General features: G+C 71.4%; 17 protein-coding genes. 13 read left to right on the plus strand and 4 right to left on the minus strand.

Going from position 1 to position 16,941, the window contains the following annotated elements:
• Positions 1-224 precede the first annotated feature (224 nt).
• Positions 225-704 carry a nucleotidyltransferase domain-containing protein gene (locus tag ACZ7CD_RS28590; RefSeq protein WP_470380092.1) on the minus strand — a complete coding sequence of 160 codons (480 nt, stop codon included), beginning with the start codon at positions 702-704 and terminating at the stop codon, positions 225-227.
• Between the two features lie 186 nt (positions 705-890).
• On the opposite strand from ACZ7CD_RS28590, the gene add reads away from it, so the two are divergent.
• The 5 genes from add to ACZ7CD_RS28615 all read left to right on the plus strand — a co-directional run bounded on the left by add (position 891) and on the right by ACZ7CD_RS28615 (position 5,153).
• Positions 891-1,895, plus strand: a complete 1,005-nt coding sequence (add, locus tag ACZ7CD_RS28595) for an adenosine deaminase (RefSeq protein ID WP_470373421.1) — start codon at positions 891-893, stop codon at positions 1,893-1,895.
• Positions 1,896-2,024: 129 nt separating this feature from the next.
• Complete coding sequence (locus ACZ7CD_RS28600) at positions 2,025-2,924, plus strand: helix-turn-helix transcriptional regulator (protein WP_470380093.1); 900 nt, start codon at positions 2,025-2,027, stop codon at positions 2,922-2,924.
• Between the two features lie 87 nt (positions 2,925-3,011).
• Positions 3,012-3,386, plus strand: coding sequence for an STAS domain-containing protein (locus ACZ7CD_RS28605; RefSeq protein WP_360387743.1), 375 nt, complete (start codon positions 3,012-3,014; stop codon positions 3,384-3,386).
• Positions 3,387-3,397: 11 nt separating this feature from the next.
• The gene (locus ACZ7CD_RS28610) at positions 3,398-4,648 is read left to right on the plus strand and encodes a prolyl oligopeptidase family serine peptidase (protein WP_470373423.1); all 1,251 of its coding nucleotides are present in this window, start codon (positions 3,398-3,400) and stop codon (positions 4,646-4,648) included.
• A 7-nt stretch (positions 4,649-4,655) separates the two neighbouring features.
• Positions 4,656-5,153, plus strand: a complete 498-nt coding sequence (locus ACZ7CD_RS28615) for an O-acetyl-ADP-ribose deacetylase (protein ID WP_360387747.1) — start codon at positions 4,656-4,658, stop codon at positions 5,151-5,153.
• Between the two features lie 21 nt (positions 5,154-5,174).
• On the opposite strand, the gene ACZ7CD_RS28620 is transcribed toward ACZ7CD_RS28615, so the two are convergent.
• The gene (locus tag ACZ7CD_RS28620) at positions 5,175-6,155 is read right to left on the minus strand and encodes a LacI family DNA-binding transcriptional regulator (protein ID WP_360387750.1); all 981 of its coding nucleotides are present in this window, start codon (positions 6,153-6,155) and stop codon (positions 5,175-5,177) included.
• Between the two features lie 128 nt (positions 6,156-6,283).
• Between ACZ7CD_RS28620 and ACZ7CD_RS28625 the strand changes: the two genes are divergently transcribed.
• The 6 genes from ACZ7CD_RS28625 to ACZ7CD_RS28650 are packed head-to-tail and all read left to right on the plus strand — an operon-like array spanning position 6,284 to position 14,483.
• Positions 6,284-7,330, plus strand: a complete 1,047-nt coding sequence (locus tag ACZ7CD_RS28625) for an ABC transporter substrate-binding protein (protein ID WP_360387752.1) — start codon at positions 6,284-6,286, stop codon at positions 7,328-7,330.
• On the plus strand, positions 7,320-8,822 hold the full coding sequence (locus tag ACZ7CD_RS28630) for a sugar ABC transporter ATP-binding protein (protein ID WP_470380094.1): 1,503 nt from the start codon (positions 7,320-7,322) through the stop codon (positions 8,820-8,822). Before ACZ7CD_RS28625 ends, ACZ7CD_RS28630 begins: the two co-directional genes overlap by 11 nt.
• Positions 8,803-9,735 carry an ABC transporter permease gene (locus tag ACZ7CD_RS28635; RefSeq protein ID WP_360387758.1) on the plus strand — a complete coding sequence of 311 codons (933 nt, stop codon included), beginning with the start codon at positions 8,803-8,805 and terminating at the stop codon, positions 9,733-9,735. The genes ACZ7CD_RS28630 and ACZ7CD_RS28635 overlap by 20 nt, the downstream gene beginning before the upstream one ends.
• A complete protein-coding gene (locus tag ACZ7CD_RS28640) occupies positions 9,732-10,682 on the plus strand; it encodes an ABC transporter permease (protein WP_360387761.1) in 951 nt (316 codons plus the stop codon). Before ACZ7CD_RS28635 ends, ACZ7CD_RS28640 begins: the two co-directional genes overlap by 4 nt.
• A gap of 7 nt (positions 10,683-10,689) precedes the next feature.
• On the plus strand, positions 10,690-13,401 hold the full coding sequence (locus tag ACZ7CD_RS28645) for an AbfB domain-containing protein (protein ID WP_470380095.1): 2,712 nt from the start codon (positions 10,690-10,692) through the stop codon (positions 13,399-13,401).
• 8 nt (positions 13,402-13,409) lie between these two features.
• On the plus strand, positions 13,410-14,483 hold the full coding sequence (locus ACZ7CD_RS28650) for a S1 family peptidase (RefSeq protein ID WP_470380096.1): 1,074 nt from the start codon (positions 13,410-13,412) through the stop codon (positions 14,481-14,483).
• 18 nt (positions 14,484-14,501) lie between these two features.
• Here the strand turns inward: ACZ7CD_RS28650 and ACZ7CD_RS28655 are convergent, their stop codons facing one another.
• Complete coding sequence (locus ACZ7CD_RS28655) at positions 14,502-15,533, minus strand: FAD-dependent oxidoreductase (protein WP_470373427.1); 1,032 nt, start codon at positions 15,531-15,533, stop codon at positions 14,502-14,504.
• Positions 15,534-15,661: 128 nt separating this feature from the next.
• Here ACZ7CD_RS28655 and ACZ7CD_RS28660 point away from each other — a divergent pair, with 128 nt between their 5' ends.
• Positions 15,662-16,027 carry a hypothetical protein gene (locus tag ACZ7CD_RS28660; RefSeq protein WP_360387772.1) on the plus strand — a complete coding sequence of 122 codons (366 nt, stop codon included), beginning with the start codon at positions 15,662-15,664 and terminating at the stop codon, positions 16,025-16,027.
• A gap of 11 nt (positions 16,028-16,038) precedes the next feature.
• On the opposite strand, the gene ACZ7CD_RS28665 is transcribed toward ACZ7CD_RS28660, so the two are convergent.
• A complete protein-coding gene (locus tag ACZ7CD_RS28665) occupies positions 16,039-16,422 on the minus strand; it encodes a RidA family protein (protein ID WP_360387775.1) in 384 nt (127 codons plus the stop codon).
• A 96-nt stretch (positions 16,423-16,518) separates the two neighbouring features.
• Between ACZ7CD_RS28665 and ACZ7CD_RS28670 the strand changes: the two genes are divergently transcribed.
• Positions 16,519-16,893: a winged helix-turn-helix transcriptional regulator gene (locus tag ACZ7CD_RS28670; RefSeq protein ID WP_360387778.1), complete on the plus strand. Its 375-nt coding sequence runs from the start codon at positions 16,519-16,521 to the stop codon at positions 16,891-16,893.
• Positions 16,894-16,941 lie beyond the last annotated feature (48 nt).

Here is a 16,941-nt window from a genome sequence, read left to right on the forward strand (position 1 = left end):
TCAGGTGGTGTGCCGCGTTCTCGAAGCAGCGCACCTGGTCATCCCGGGTGAGCAGGTGCGTGACCGTGTTGTCACGTCGACCCGGTCGCCGCCGGGTTCTCCGGCAGGCGCGCGGCCGTGTCGGGAAGAACTCGATGCCATCGACGGCGGCTCCGTTCCCCTGCACGGCACTGCGATGCGGTTGGCTCCCCTCACCCGCCCGGCGCTGAACCGGGTTCCCGGTCTCAGCCGACGTCGCCGAACGCCACCCTGAGCAGTTCCAGGTCGTGCAGGTCCCGTTCACGCGGCTCGTAACCCCTGTGGAAGTGCACCTGCTGCGCCGCGGACAGGCACGGCACCACCCGCCCGCCGATCGAGCCGGTGACGAAGCAGCCCGCCGGGTAGCGGAACGGCTCGCCCGGTGTCAGCGAGGCCTGCGTGGCACTGCCGTCGGCGTTGAACCGCAACGGGTGCAGGTCGATCTCCCGGCCGGCCGCGTCCCGCACGACGAACCGCACCGGGCGCCATGACAGCGTCTCGGCGAACCCGGCCGCCGTCAGCGCGGCGAGCAGGGCCGGTTCCTGCTCCTCGCGGTGCATCAGGTCGAGGTCGCCGTGCGGCCGCGTCCGCCGGCCGACCAGCGCGTCGATCCCCCAGCCGCCGCCGATCCACACGTCAAGGCCGCGCAGCACGTCCAAGACCTCGTGCACGTCCTCGATCTCCACGCGGGCCAGCGTGCCAGCCGGCGTCGTCGCGAGGCCACCGGATTCCCGCGTGATCCGCTGGCGTGGAGCGCGTGCCGGACTTCAAGCTGCCGCTCTACGGCGCTGACACCGAACGCGGCGACCTCGCTCCCTGAGTCGCACGCGTTCTCCCGACACCCTTCTCACCTCACACCGGGGAGCTTCGCCATGCGCTCGTTCGTCCACGCCCTGCCCAAAGTGGAGCTGCACGTCCACCTCGTCGGGTCGGCCGACCTCGACACCGTCCTCGCGCTCGCCCGGCGCCACCCGGCCGCCGGCGTGCCCACCGAGCGCGCCGAACTGGAGCGCTTCTACGCGTTCCGCGACTTCGACCACTTCCTGAAGGTCTACTGGGCCGTCCAGTCGATGCTGACCGACCGCCACGACGTCCACACCCTCGTCGTCGGCCTGGCCCGGTCGCTCGCGGCGCAGAACGCCCCGTACGCCGAGGTCACCGTCACGCCCCACAACCACCTGGTGGACGGCATGCCGCTGGACGAGCTGCTCACCGGGCTCGACTCCGGCCGGGCCGAGGCCGCCGCGCTCGGCGTGGAACTGGCCTGGTGCTTCGACGTCCCCGGCGAGAAGGGCCTCGTCGCGGCCAGGGAGACGCTGGCCGTGGCGCTCGGGGAACGGCCGGAGGGGCTCGTGTCGTTCGGCCTCGGCGGTCCCGAGGCCGGTGTCGGCCGCGCCCAGTTCGTGCCGTTCTTCGCCGCCGCGGTGGAAGCCGGGCCGCACAGCGTCCCGCACGCCGGCGAGACCACCTGCCCGGAGACGGTCTGGTCGGCCGTGCGCGACCTGAGGGCCGAGCGGATCGGGCACGGCACGAGCTGCGTCGAGGTCCCGGCCCTCGTCGAGCACCTGGTGCGCAGGGGCATTCCGCTGGAGGTGTGCCCGACCTCCACCGTGCGCACGCGGCAGGTCGCGTCGATCGACCGGCACCCCGTGCGGCGGATGCTCGACGCCGGGCTCGTGGTCACGCTCAACACCGACGACCCGCCGTTCTTCGGTGCCACGCTGGAGGGCGAGCACCTGGCCGTGGCGTCCACAGTGGACCTCAATCGCGCGGAGGTCGCGCGGCTGGCCGAGAACGCCGTGCTGGCCTCGTTCCTGCCGAACAGCCGGAAGTCCGTGCTGCTGAACGAGATCGCAGCCGTCCTCGCCGCCGCCTGAGCGCGGCCGCTGTCGCGCACCGCGTCGCCCGCTGGTCCGTTCAGTCGCCGGGCGTTGCGTTCGAAGCACCAGCACCGGCATCCGGGCGGGTCATGGACACGACCGGCGCGGGCGAGGATTGTTCAGCGCGTGGAACAGGTCGTCGAGCTGACAGATCTGGACGAGATGCAGGCGGCCCTCAGTGTCGCCTACGGCAAGATGCGCATCCACGGCGGCGATGGGCGGTCGTGGCTGCGGTTGCGCTCCCGCCGGTTCGGGCCGGTCCGGTTCGACGTCATCGACAGCTCCATCGGCTTCGAGGCCACCAGCGGGCCGCAGAGCGCCTACATCTTCGGGTACCTCGACGGTGGGCGGGCGCGGTACCGCACGAGCGGTGACTACCAGAACGTGCTGCCGGGGCACCTGCTGCTGACCGGGCAGCCCGAGTTCCCGTACTCCGTCGTGGCCGAGGACCCGAAGGCCACGCTCGTGGTCGTGGACCGGGCCGTGGTCGACCGGTTCGCCGGTGGCGTGCGGTTCACCAGCTGCACGGCGGTGTCGGCGCGGGCCGCGGCGGCGTGGCGGTCGACGTGCGTGCACCTGCGCGACGAGGTGCTGCCGGCGTTCGAGGACGAACCGCTCGTCGTGGAGAACGCGACACGCCTGCTCATCGCGACCACCCTCGCGACGTTCCCGAACGTCTCCCTCGTGGACTACGGGCCGGGCCAGCCCCGTCCGCACGCGCTGAAACGCGCCATCGCGTACATCGAGTCCGAGGCGGAGAAGGACATCACCGCCGCCGACATCGCACGTGCGGCCCGCGTGTCGCTCCGGGCGATCCAGCTCGCCTTCCGGCGGCACCTCGACACCACGCCCACGGCGTACGTCCGGCGGGTGCGGCTCGCGCAGGCCCACCTCGACCTGCAGCGGCGGCAGGGCACGGTCACCGAGATCGCCGCCAGGTGGGGGTATGCACGGCCGAGTGTCTTCGCGGCGCACTACCGGTCCGCGTACGGGGTGTCGCCGTCGCAGACGCTGAGGTCGGGCTGACGTCCTTCGTTTTGGCAGTCGGCGCCTTCGCTTCCGCTGCTAGCGCCGCACCCGCCGCTGCGGTGCAGTGGTGCGGGAGGAGGACCGATGTCCGCAGAAGCCTGTGAACCGAGCCCGTTCGCGATCAGCACCAGCCGCACGGGCGCGCACTTCGTCGCGACCTGCCGGGGCGAGGTCGACGTGACCACCTGTGACGAGTTCTTCGCCGCGGTGCTGCCCGGGATCGCCGACGGCGCCGTGGAGAGCGTGACGATCGACCTGGCCGAGGTGACGTTCCTGTCCGCCAGCGGGCTGCGCATCCTGCTCCTGCTGTTGTGCGCGGCGAACCACAACGGCAAGGACCTCACCCTGCGCCGCGCCCAGCCGCGGGTGCGGCGGGTGCTCGACCTGTTCGGCTTCACCACTTTCAAAGCCGGGCTTGTGTGGGAGGCAACCATGTCGCCGAGGACCGGCCGCAGCTAGTTTGACCAGCTATGTTGCTGCCCCTGGCGCTCGTCGCGTCGCTGCTCGTACCGGCCCCGGCGCTGCACGTCCCCGGCGCCGAACACCAGCAACTGGTCAGGCTGGCCGACCTCAGCACGGCGGGGGGCATCACCGACCCCGCCGACTGGGCAGGTCTGACCAGCGCCGCGCTGCCGGCTCCCACCCCCGTCGCCGGCATCCAGGTCGACGGCTACTTCCCGGACAGCTCGCGCACCAACACCAACCACGGCTGGAACCACGACTCGCAGTTCGTGGTGAGGCTGCCCGACCGCTGGAACGGCGGCCTGGTCGTCGCCGGCTCACCCGGTGTGCGGGAGCAGTACGCCAACGACAGGGCCATCTCCGACTGGGTCCTCGCCCGCGGCTACGCCTTCGCCGCCACCGACAAGGGCAACACCGGCGCGCAGTTCTACCGCGACGGCATGGCCGAGTGGAACCACCGCCTCACCCAGCTCACCATCGCCGCCAAGTCCGTCGTCGCGCAGCGGTACGGCCGCCCCGCCAGGCGCACCATCGCCACCGGCATCTCCAACGGCGGCTACCTCGTGCGCTGGCAGCTGGAGAACCGCCCGCACCTCTACGACGGCGGCGTCGACTGGGAGGGCACGCTGTGGACGGTCAAGGGGCCGAACCCGCTGACGTTCCTGCCGCCGGTGCTGAGGGCCTATCCCGCCTACCTGGCCGGTGACCCGCAGGCCCACGCCGCCATCGTCGCCGCGGGCTTCCCCGCGGGCACGGAGTTCCTGTGGGACTACCACCACCGCTACTACTGGGACCTGACCCAGCGCATCTACCGCGAGGAGTTCGACCCGTCCTTCGACGGCGCTCTCGAAGCGGGCACCCCGTTCTGCGCGTCCGGCACCCCGGCCTGCGACGCCGACTACGACTACGCCGCACGCCGGCGCATCGCCGGCCCCGCCATCGCCCCGGTCGCCCTGACCGGCAAGATCCACCGCCCGCTGATCACGGTCCACGGCACCCACGACGTGCTGCTGCCCATCTCCCAGGACTCCGACGTCTACGCCGCGATGACCCCGGACCGCCTGCACCGCTACTTCCGCGTCGAGCAGGGCACCCACGTCGACGGCCTGGTGGACGCCTACCCCGACCGCCTGCGCCCGCTGGCCCCGTGCCACCGCTCGGCGTTCGTGGCGCTGGAACGCTGGCTCGACGGCGTCACGCCACCCGCTTCGGCGACCCTCCCGCGCCCGGCCGACGTCTCGACGTGCCCGCTGTCATGATCTGAGGATGAGCACCGTCGAGTTCGTCCAGGGCGACATCACCGAACAGCACGTCGACGTGGTCGTGAACGCCGCCAACTCCTCCCTGCTCGGCGGCGGGGGAGTGGACGGCGCGATCCACCGCCGAGGTGGTCCGGAGATCCTCGCCGAGTGCCGCGCACTGCGCGCCGGCCACTACGGCGGCGGCCTCAAGACCGGTCAGGCGGTGGCCACCACGGCGGGGCGCCTGCCCGCGCGCTGGGTCGTCCACACGGTCGGCCCGGTGTGGTCGGCCACCGAGGACCGCTCCGAGCTGCTCGCCGACTGCCACCGCAACTCGCTGCGGGTCGCGGCGGAGCTCGGGGCGGTGTCGGTCGCGTTCCCGGCGATCTCGACGGGCATCTACGGCTGGCCGGTGGAGTCGGCGGCGGAGATCGCGCTGGCGGCGGTCAGGGACGCGCCGGTGGAGCTGGTGCGGTTCGTGCTGTTCGACCGGAAGACCTACGAGGCCTACGCGCGGCCGTAGCGAGCACCGGCACGGCGGGCCTCACGACGCCGTGCTCTCCCGCACCCGCAACGAGAACGGCGTCTGCACGTTCTCGACCGCCACGGCGTCCGCACCCACCCGCCGGTGCAGCAGGTCCACCGCGGCACGGGCGATAGCGCCCTTGTCCGGCGCGACCGACGTCAGCGAGGGCGAGCTGTAAGCGCTCTCCTCGTTGTTGTCGAACCCGACCACGGCCAGGTCCTGCGGCACCCGCACGAACCGCTCCGCGGCGGCCCGCATGGCGCCGGCGGCCAGCAGGTCGTTGAAGCAGAACACCGCGTCCGGCGGGTTCTCCAGGTCCAGCAACGAGTTCATCGCCGCCGCGCCGTCCGCGCGGTGGTAGTTCAACGCCGGCACGACCAGGGCCGGGTCGAACTCGATGCCCTCCACCTCCAGCGCGGTCCGGTAGCCCTCCAGGCGCAGCGCCGCCGTGCCGCGCTGCGGGTGGGCGCCGATCGCGGCGATGCGGGTGCGGCCCAGCGAGATCAGGTGCCGCACGGCGGTGGAGGCGGCGAGCACGTTGTCGATGCCCACGCGGGAGATCGGCACGTCCACCTCGTGCTCGCCGAGCAGCACCGTCGGGACCTCCAGCTGGAAGTCGCTGACCGCCTCCGGGCTCACGATCGCCGCGTCGACCAGGTGCGGGCCCAGTGCCTCCAGCGCCGCGCGTTCGCCGGCCAGCGTGCCGAAGGTCTGCTCGATCAGCACGTTCCACTCGTGCTCCTGGGCGGCGGCGATCACCAGGCCGGCGAGCTCGGCGAAGTAGGGGATGGAGAGCTCCGGCAGCACCAGGCCGATGAAGCCGGTGCGGCCGCGGCGCAGGTTGCGGGCGCCGAGGTTGGGGCGGTAGCCGGTGGCGGCCAGCGCCTCCTCCACCCGGCGGCGGTTGTCGGGTTTGACGAACGAGTAGCCGTTGACCACGTTCGAGACGGTCTTCACCGACACGCCTGCCAGGCGCGCGACGTCCTTGAGCGTGGCCAACTCAGCCTCCTGAAGAGGTACCGGGAAAGGTACCGGGAAGTCCGCGGTCTTTACATCGTTGGAACAACGATGCAAATCTAGCCCCTGAGAGCGCGACCACGCACCCGCACCGCGTAGGAGAGCCAACGATGTCCCTCAGTCGCACCCTGCCGATCGCCCTCGCCGCCGTGGCGCTCCTCGCGAGCTGCACGGCCAGGGAGGGCCAGCAGACGACGACCAGCGGTGGGCCGGCCGCGAGCGCCGCCGCGAACCAGAGCGGCGGCCCCGGCTGCGGCCGGGACAGGACCGGGTACCCGCAGGTCGAGCTCAAGGGCGCGGTCGTCGGCTTCTCGCAGTCGGAGAAGGAGGCGAACCCGTTCCGCACCGCCGAGACCCAGTCGATCAAGGACGAGGCGGCCGAGCGCGGGGTCGAGCTGCTCACCACGAACGCGCAGAGCGACCTCAACAAGCAGATCAGCGACATCAAGTCGTTGCTGGACCGCGGCGCGAAGCTGCTGATCGTGGCACCGCTGAACTCCGACGGCCTGCAGCCCGCGTTCGACGCGGCGAAGGCCAAGAAGGTGCCGGTGGTGACGATCGACCGCAAGGTGACGTCGCAACCCTGCACCGACTACCTCACGTTCATCGGCTCCGACTTCGTCGAGCAGGGCAAGCGGGCGGCCCAGGCGATGCTCAAGGCGACCGGCGGCAACGGCAAGGTCGCGATCCTGCTCGGCGCGTCGGGCAACAACGTCACGGTCGACCGCACCAAGGGCTTCAAGGACGGCATCGCCGGCACCGGGCTGACCGTCGTCGCCGAGCAGACCGGTGAGTTCGACCGCTCCAAGGGCCAGGCCGTGATGGAGCAGCTGATCCAGAGCAACCCGGACATCACCGCCGTCTACGCGGAGAACGACGAGATGGGCGTCGGTGCCGTGACCGCGCTCAAGGCCGCGGGCAAGCAGCCGGGCAAGGACGTGAAGATCGTGTCGGTCGACGGCACGCGCACCGCCGTGCAGCTCATCGCGGACGGCAGCTACACCGCCGTGGTCGAGTCCAACCCGCGCTTCGGCCCGCTCGCGTTCGACACGCTGGAGAAGTTCGCGGCCGGCCAGGAGATCCCGCAGAACATCGTGATCTCCGACGACGAGTACGACGCCACCAACGCCGCGCAGAAGCTCGCCAATGCCTACTGAACCCGTCATCGATGTCGCGGGCGTCACGAAGGCGTTCGCGGGCGTCAAGGCGCTCGACGGCGTCGACTTCACCCTCCACCGGGGCTCGATCCACGCCCTGGTGGGGGAGAACGGCGCCGGCAAGTCGACGCTCATCAAGGTGCTGACCGGCATCCACCAGCCCGACGGCGGCGAGGTCCGGCGTGCCGGTCGCATCTCCACGATCTACCAGGAGGTCAACCTCATCCCGCTGATGAGCGTGGCCGGCAACCTGTTCCTCGGCCGCGAGCCGCGCACGCGGTTGGGCCTGATCGACCGCGCGACGGCCATCGCCGACGCGCGGCGGATCTTGAGCGGTTACGGGATCACCGCCGACGTGGCGCAGCCGCTGGGTTCGCTGTCGGTCGGTGAGCAGCAGATGGTCGCACTGGCCCGCGCGGTCGAGGCCGACGCGGACGTCGTGATCATGGACGAGCCCACGTCGTCGCTCGAGCCGCGCGAGGTGGAGACGCTGTTCGCGGTCGTGGAACGGCTGCACGAGCGCGGCATCGCGATCGTCTACGTCAGCCACCGCATGGACGAGCTGTACCGGCTCTGCGACACCGTCACGGTGCTGCGCGACGGCCGGAAGGTCCACAGCGGACCACTGGCCGACCTGCCCAGGATCGAGCTGGTGTCGCTCATGCTCGGCCGATCGGTCAGCGACATCAGGGCGGGTGGGACGACGGCGTTCGGCGAGGACCACCACGCCGGGAAGGAGCCCGTCCTGGAGGCGAGCGACCTGACCAGCAGGCCCAGGCTCAACGGGGTGAACGTGACCATCAGGCCGGGGGAGGTGGTGGGACTGGCCGGGTTGCTCGGCTCCGGCCGCACGGAGACCGCGAAGGCGATCATCGGCGCCATCCCCACCCAGCACGGCACCGTGCTCGTCGGCGGGAAGCCCGTGCCGCGCGGCAACGTCAAGGCCGCGATGCGCGCCGGCATCAGCATGCTCGCCGAGGACCGCAAGGCCGAGGGGATCATCCCGCACCTGTCCGTGCGGGAGAACATCGTGCTGGCCGCGCTGCCGGGACTCAGCCGGTTCGGACTGGTCAGCCGGGCGAAGCAGGACCGGATCGTGGACCTGTTCATCACGCGGCTGCGCATCAAGGTCTCCAGCCCGGAGCAGCGGGTCGCCGAGCTGTCCGGCGGCAACCAGCAGAAGGTGCTGCTGGCCCGCTGGCTCTGCGCGGAACCGAGAGTGTTGCTGCTCGACGAGCCCACCCGCGGCATCGACGTCGGCGCCAAGGCCGAGGTGCAGGCGCTGATCGACGAGCTGGCGAAGGAGGGACTCGCGGTGCTGCTGATCAGCTCCGAGCTGGACGAGCTGCTCGACGGCGCCGACCGGCTCGTCGTGCTGCGCGACGGCCACGTCGCGGGCGAGCTGACCGGCGGTGAGCTGACCCGCGAGCACGTCCTCGCGGCCATCGCGGCGGAACCGGCGGAGGTGACCGATGACGCTGACCGCCACTAGGACGCGCTGGCTCCAGGACAACGGTGTCCACGTCGCCGTCGCCGCCCTGCTGCTGTTCAACGTGCTGTTCACGGCGAACTTCCTGACCGCGGGCAACTTCCGCACCCAGCTGGTCCAGGCCGCGCCGGTGCTGGTCGTCGCGCTGGGCATGGCACTGGTGATCGGCACCGAGGGCGTCGACCTGTCCGTCGGCGCCGTCATGGCACTGGCCGCCGCGCTCATCCCGCTGTACCTGGGGTACGGCCCGGTGCCCGCCGTCCTGATCGCGCTCGCGGTCGGCCTGGCGGCGGGCGGGTTCAACGGCTTCCTGGTCGCACGGGTGGGCATCCAGCCCATCGTGGCGACGCTCGCGCTGCTGGTCGCCGGGCGCGGTCTCGCCCTGGTGATCGCCAACGGTCAGCTGGTCCAGCTGCACGACCCGGCGTTCCTGGCGCTGGGCACCGACGACGTGTTCGGCCTGCCGATCAGCGTGCTCGTCGCCGTCGTCCTCGCGGTCCTCGTGGCGGGACTGGTCAACCGCACCACGTTCGGGCGCCAGCTCGTCGCGGTCGGCGGCAACCGCAGGGCCGCGCACCTGGCGGGGCTGCCGGTCAGCCGGGTGCTGGTCGGGGTCTACGCGATCACCGGCGTGCTCGCCGCCGTCGCGGGCGTGCTCGCCACGTCCCGGCTCGCCGCGAGCGACCCCGCCGACATCGGCCTGCTGATGGAGCTGTCCGCGATCACCGCCGTCGTCGTCGGCGGAACCCCGTTGACCGGCGGGAAGGTCCGCGTCCTCGGCACGGTCATGGGCGTGGTGCTGATGCAGCTCGTGCGGGCCACCCTGATCAAGCACGACCTGCCCGACTCCATCGCGCAGATGATCCAGGCCGCGATCATCGTGGCCGCCGTCTACGTCGCGAGGGAGCGCCGATGACGACCACCCTCGCCTCCGCCCGCACGAAGGTCCTGCAACGCCAGGGCGCGGCCGTCGCGCTCGTGCTGATGGTCGTCGTGGCGTGGCTGGTGTTCCCGCGCTTCGGCAGCCTCGACAACGTCCGCGACCTCGCGTTGCAGGGCTCGTTCCTGGCGGTGATCGCGATCGGCATGACGTTCGTGATCATCACCGGCGGCATCGACCTGTCCGTCGGCTCGCTCTACGCGCTGGGCGGCGTGCTCGCGGCGTACGGCTCGCAGTGGGGCTTCTTCGGCGCCCTGCTGCTGCCGTTGCTGGTCTGCGGGCTCATCGGCGTGGTCAACGGCCTGCTCATCGCCCGCACGAGCATGGCGCCGTTCATCGTCACGCTGGCCTCGCTGCTGTTCGCCCGCGGCCTGCTGCTGGTGATCACCGACGAGGGGGCGACGACCTACCGGATCGCACCGGACTCGGCGTTCGTCGAGCTGGGCCGCGGCACGGTGTTCGGCTTCGGACACCCGGTGTTCATCGCGCTCGTGCTGGCCGCGCTCGGCGGTCTGCTGCTCAACCGCACCAACTTCGGCCAGAACGTGTTCGCCACCGGCGGCGCGGAGTCCTCGGCGATCTTGATGGGCGTCCCCGTCGCGCGCACCAAGGTCCTCGTCTACACCATGAGCGGCGTGCTGTCGGGACTGGCCGGCGCGCTCACCGCCGCCTACCTGCAGTCCGGTGTCACGGTCATCGGCGTCGGCACCGAGCTGGACGCGATCTCCGTGGTCGTCATCGGCGGCACGCTGCTGACCGGCGGCGCGGGCACCGTGCTCGGCACCATGATCGGTGTCGGCCTGCGCACGGTGATCCAGAACGTCATCAACCAGATCGGCACGCTCGACAGCAACTTCCAGTCCGTCGTCAGCGGCGTCTTCCTGCTCATCGTCGTCGTCCTGCAACGAACACTCCGGAGATAGGAGAGCCATGACCAGACGCGTCCTGGGCGTATTGGTCGGATTCCTCGTCGCAGCAACAACCGTCACACCGACGGCCGCGCAGGCCGCCGAGTGGCAACCGAAACCCGCACCCCTCACGACACCGTGGACCAGCCATGTGTCACCGGCCAACGCCCTGCCCGAGTACCCGCGACCGCAGCTGGTCCGGCAGGAGTGGCAGAACCTCAACGGGGTCTGGGAGTTCACGGGTGCTCCCGACCTCAGCTCACCGCCCTTCGGCAGGCCGCTGGCCGAAGGGGTCCTCGTGCCGTACCCGGTCGAGTCCGCCCTGTCGGGCGTCAAACGGCACGAGGACACCATGTTCTACCGCCGGACCTTCGCCATTCCGTCCACCTGGGACGGTCGCAGGGTGAAGCTCAACTTCGGCGCGGTCACCTGGGAGACCAGGGTCTGGGTCAACGGCACCCAGGTCGGCACGCACACCGGTGGCTTCGACGCGTTCTCGTTCGACATCACGCCCGCCCTGCGCGCGGGCAGCAACGAGGTCGTCGTCGGCGTGCACTCGCCGGTCGACGGCAGCCGCTACCCGATCGGCAAGCAGCGCCGCACCCCGGACGGCATCTTCTACACCGCCGCGTCCGGGATCTGGCAGACCGTCTGGCTGGAACCCGTGCGGGCGCAGCACATCACCCGCCTCGACACCACACCGGACGTGCCCGGCGGCGCGCTCGACCTGGTCGTGCAGGGCACCGCGGGCCAGACCGTGACCGCCCAGGTGCTCAGCGGCGGCCAGGTCGTGGGCACGGCGACCGGGCAGACCGGTGCGCGCCTGCGGGTCCCGGTGCCGAACGCGCGGCTGTGGTCGCCGGACGACCCGTTCCTCTACGACCTGCGGGTGACGTCGAGCAGCGGTGACGCGGTCACCGGCTACTTCGGCATGCGCTCGCTCGGCAAGGCGCTGGTCGGCGGTGTCATGCGGCCGTTGCTCAACGGGAAGTTCGTGTTCCAGCTCGGCACGCTCGACCAGGGCTACTGGCCCGACGGCATCTACACCGCCCCGACCGACGCGGCCCTGCGGTGGGACCTCGAACGCCAGAAGGCACTGGGGTTCAACATGGTCCGCAAGCACATCAAGGTCGAGCCGGCCCGCTGGTTCTACCACGCCGACCGGCTGGGCCTGCTGGTGTGGCAGGACATGCCGTCGCTCGACGCCGTCGACGAGGTCCCGAACGGCCACACCGCGTTCGAGTCCGAGCTGCGCCGGGTGATCGACCAGCTCAAGGGCATCACGTCGATCGTGCAGTGGGTGCCGTTCAACGAGGGCTGGGGCGAGTACGACGCCGGCCGCATCACCGACCTGGTGCGGTCGATCGACGGCACCAGGCTCGTCAACCACAACTCCGGCGCCAACTGCTGCGTCTCCGACCCGGACCCCGGCAACGGCGACGTCATCGACGACCACCACTACCAGATCACCACGGCCACCAGGACACCCGACGCGCGCCGGGTGGCGGTGCTCGGCGAGTTCGGCGGTCTCGGCCGCCGGATCACCGGTCACGAGTGGCAGCCCGGCCGCGGGTTCGCCTACGGCGCCCTGTACCCGGACGAGACGTCGCTGACCACGCGGTACGTGGAGATCACCAAGCAGGTCGCCCGCATGGTGCACACGCGCGGCCTGTCCGGCTCGGTCTACACCGAACCGTACGACGTGGAGAACGAGGTCAACGGCTTCTACACCTACGACCGCCAGGTGCTGAAGATGACCGAGGCACGGGTGCGCGAGATCAACCTGCGCGTCCTGGCGATCGCGAACGGCACGGCGGTCGGCCCGGACGACGTGGTCTCGTTGCGGGTCACCACCTCCGGCCACACCGACCGCTACCTGCGCCACCGCGACGGCCTGGCGCGCACCGACGTGCCGTCCTCCGACCTGGACCGCCTGGACGCCACGTTCTTCGCGCGGCCCGGTCTCGCGGACGCCTCGTGCCTGTCGTTCGAGTCGCGCAACTTCCCCGGCCGGTACCTGCGGCACAGCGGCGCGCGGATCGGCACGGCGGCGAACCCGGCCGCGGGCGACGCGACGTTCTGCGCCCGCGCGGGTTCCGGCGGCACCGCGCTGGAGTCGTACAACCAGCGCGGTGCGTTCATCCGGCACTACGGCGAGAACGTCTACCTGGCGCGTTCCGGCGGCCCGAACCCGTGGGACACCGCGAGCTCGTTCGCCGCGGACACCACGTGGGCGGTGGCGGGTGCGCTGTGGCGCAGCGGCGCGGACTTGCCGCTGGGCCAGGCCCGGTCGTTCCGGGTGACCACGCCCGGCTTCACCGACCGCTACCTGCGGCACCGGGACGGCCTGGCCCGCACGGACGTCGTCGCCGGCGGCAGCGACGCGGTGCTCAAGGCGGACGCGACGTTCGTGGTCCGGCGCGGTCTCGCCGACCCGTCGTGCTACTCGCTGGAGGCCCGCAACTTCCCCAACCAGTTCCTGAGGCACGCCGACTTCCGCGTCCAGCTCGGCACGAACGACAACACCGACCTGTTCCGCCGCGACGCGACGTTCTGCGCCCAGCCGGGGCGGGGCGGCGTGCGACTGGAGTCGTTCAACGAGCTCGGCACCAACATCAGGCACTACGCAGAGGAGGTTTGGGTCGCATCGAGCGGCGGCGCACACGTCTACGACAACCCTGCAGGTTATGCCGAGGACGTCAGCTGGGCCGCCACCTCACCCTGGGCACCCTAGGAGGAAAAGTGTTGCTGCGCGTTGTTTCCGTATCAGCTCTCGTACTCAGCACCATCGTCGTCCCCGCCGCCGTGGCCTCCGCCGAGGTCGTCGACGCCATGAGCCGCGACTTCGGCATCAGCAAGGCCGAGGCGGTGACGCGGATCGGCCAGGAGAAGACCGCGCTGCGCATCGACCCGTCCGCGCAGGCGGCGGCCGGTGACGCCTACGGCGGCAGCTGGTTCGCCGACGGCAAGCTGAACGTCGCCGTCACCGACCCGGCGAAGGCCGACGCCGTGCGGGCCACCGGTGCGACACCGGTGCTGCGGGCGAAGTCGCTCGCGTCGCTGACCGCGGTGAAGAACGACATCGACCGGATGTCGAAGTCCGGCAAGATCCCGCCCGGCATCGCGTCGTGGAGGGTCGACGTGCCGAGCGGCACGGTCGTCGTCGAGGCCGAGCCCGCTGCGGACGTCTCCGCACTGCCGAAGGACGTCGTGGTCCAGCGCGACGGCGTCCGGCAGCCGCAGACGTTCGCCGCCGGAACCGTCGGCGGTGACCCGTTCTACACCGGCAACGTCCGGTGCTCGATCGGGTTCTCCGTGCACGGCGGCTACGTGACGGCCGGGCACTGCAACGTCGGCGCCTGGAACGTCCACGGCTGGGACCGCTCCTGGCAGGGCGAGTTCGTCGGCTCGTCGTTCCCCACCGACGACCACGGCTGGGTGCGCACCGGCGGCGGCTGGTGGAACGTGCCGGTCGTGCTCGGCTGGGGCCAGGTGAGCGACGCCCTGGTGCGCGGTTCGTGGGAGGCCCCGCCCGGCACGTCCGTGTGCCGCTCTGGCTCGACCACGCACTGGCACTGCGGTGTGGTGCAGGGCCGCAACGAGACCGTGAACTACCAGCAGGGCGCGGTCTACGAGATGGTCGGCACGTCGGTGTGCGCGGAGCCGGGCGACTCCGGCGGCTCGTTCATCACCGGTGACCAGGCCCAGGGCGTGACGTCCGGCGGCTACGGCAACTGCGCGAGCGGCGGTCGCACGTGGTTCCAGCCGGTCAGCGAGATCCTGCGGGTCTACGGCCTGACGCTGCTCACGGCCTGACGGCAGGGGCGGTGGCGGTCAGGTGAACATGATCCTGGCCGCCACCGCCCGTCCCAGCCACGTCCGCAGCCCGCTGAACGCGGCCTCCGCCACACCGGGCGCCCGCACCAGCGACAACCCCCGCCGCATGGCCCCGCGCGCCACGTACCGGCGCCGCAGCCCCGCCCCGTCATAGTGCTCCAGCACGTACCGGTTGCCGCTGCGCAGGTAGTCGGCCGTGACCGACGCCGCCAGCTCCGACATCCGCATGCACGGGTCGAGCCCGCCCGCGGTCAACGGCGACACCGCCCCCGCCGCGTCCCCGACCAGCAACCCCTCGGTGCTGACGATCCGGCGCAGCACCCCGCCCACCGGGATCGGCCCGCCGCGCCGCCGGACCGGGCCGGTGGGTGTGGGGGTGGGAAAGCCGTCCTTGAACCTGCGCAGCAGCCGGGGCAGCGGCGCGGTGAACCGGTCGGCGCGGCCGGCGAGCCCGACGTGGGCGTGCTCGCCGTCGTCGATCACCCAGGCCAGGTAGCCGGGCGCGAGCCGCGGGTCGAGCACGCAGTGGAACGTCGGCGTCCCGCCGGGAGCGACCGGGTAGACCTCCTCGACACCGGTGATCATCGTGCGGTTGACGTCGAGCCCGAGCTGCCGCGCGACCGTCGACCGCGCCCCGTCCGCACCGATCGTGAACCGCGCCTTCACGGCCTTCGCCGGGTAGCCGGCGTTGAGGGTGACCTGCGCACCGGCCCGCCGGGCGTCCTCGACCGCCTGCGCGTACACGCCCTCCATGTGCCCGACGCGGAACTCGTCACGACCGCTGACGAGCTCCACCGGCCTGGTCAGGCTCGGCGGGTACAGCACCACCCTGCGCACCGCCGGCCCCAGGTGCGGCAGGTCGAAGTCCTCCAGCGTGCGCCGCACGAAGATGCCGGTGGTGCGGATGCCGGTGCCGAGGTCGCCGCGCCGTTCGCACACGGCCACGTCCAACCCGGCCTCGGCGAGCAGGCGGGCGGTGCGCAGACCGGCCAGTCCCGCGCCCACGACGAGCACGTCCACGGTGTCCATGCCCGACGGTAGAACGCGCCCGGCGCGCGGTTGCCCGTTGTGCGCGGCCCTTTCACCGAACCTGCACAGGTCCTGCACATCCCGCACGGGTATTCCCTCAGCGCCGCCAAGAGGTGAGAATCGTTCGCGTGGGGGATGCGCGCGGGCGGACCGTCGAGAGCAGGGCAGGCGTCACCGCGTTCCTGGCCGGTGTGTGGTTGATCGCGGCGCCACCGGTCCTGCACTTCGACGCGGCGGTGAACGCCTTCGAGCCCTACTGGGTGTCCATGGGCCTCGCGGTGCTGGTCATGCTGCTCGGCATGGTCCGCGCGATGGCGCCGCTGGACGTGCCGCTGCTGCGCCAGATCACGATCGCACTGGCCCTCGCCCTGGTAGTGGCGGCGCTGCTGCGCGACTCCGACTGGAACTCCGTCGTGTGGCTCAACCAGCTGGTGGTGAGCGGGGTCATCGCCCTGACCGCCGCGGTGGCGCTGGCGGTCACCCTCCGCCGGTGACCACCGGTGGATCAGTCGATGACCGCCGTGGCCTCGATCTCGACCAGGTGCTCCGGCACGTCCAGCGCCTGGACGCCGATGAGCGTGGCCGGCGGCCGGGGCGTGCTGCCCGCCTCCGCAGCCGCCCTCGCGATGCCTTCGAGCAGCTGCGGCATCTTGTCCGGCGTCCAGTCCACGACGTACACGGTGACCTTGACGAGGTCGTCGAACGTCGCGCCGACGCTCCGCAGCGCCGTGTGGACGTTGAGGTAGGCCTGCGCGACCTGCTCGGCCAGGTCGGGCCCGGCGTCCCAGGCGACCTGCCCGGCGACGTGCACCGTCCTCCCGCTCGCCACCGCCACCTGGTGGTAGACGTCGATCTGCGGCAGGCCGTCGGGGTTGACCAGGGTGATCATGTTCAGGTTCTCGCTCTCTTGTGGTTACTGGGAAACCATAGGAGAGTGAACGCTGACCTGGAAGAACGCACTTTATCGTGACTGGGGAACCTAAAGGTGAGCAAGCAGTTCACGCTGCCGCAGGACGCGGACCTGGCCCGCGCTGACTCGCTGGCGCGCGAGATCTTCTCCGACGTCGCCAACAAGTGGGCGCTGCTGATCATCGAGGCGATCGGTGACGAGACCCGGCGGTTCACGGAGCTGCGCGCCCTGGTCGACGGGATCAGCCACAAGATGCTCACGCAGAACCTGCGGCTGCTGGAGCGCAACGGGCTGGTGTCGCGGTTCGTGCACCCGACCGTGCCGCCGCGGGTCGACTACGCGCTGACGGAACCGGGCCGGGAGCTGCGCCAGACCGTCGACGCCATGTGCGCGTGGACGACGAAGCACCTGCGGGAGATCGAAGCGGCCCGCCGTTCGTTCGACGCCTGAGCGCAGGCGTCAACCGCGACCGCGGGCGCGGTGAGCAGGCGCCGCCCA

The sequence above is a fragment of the Lentzea sp. NPDC036949 genome (assembly GCF_055608075.1).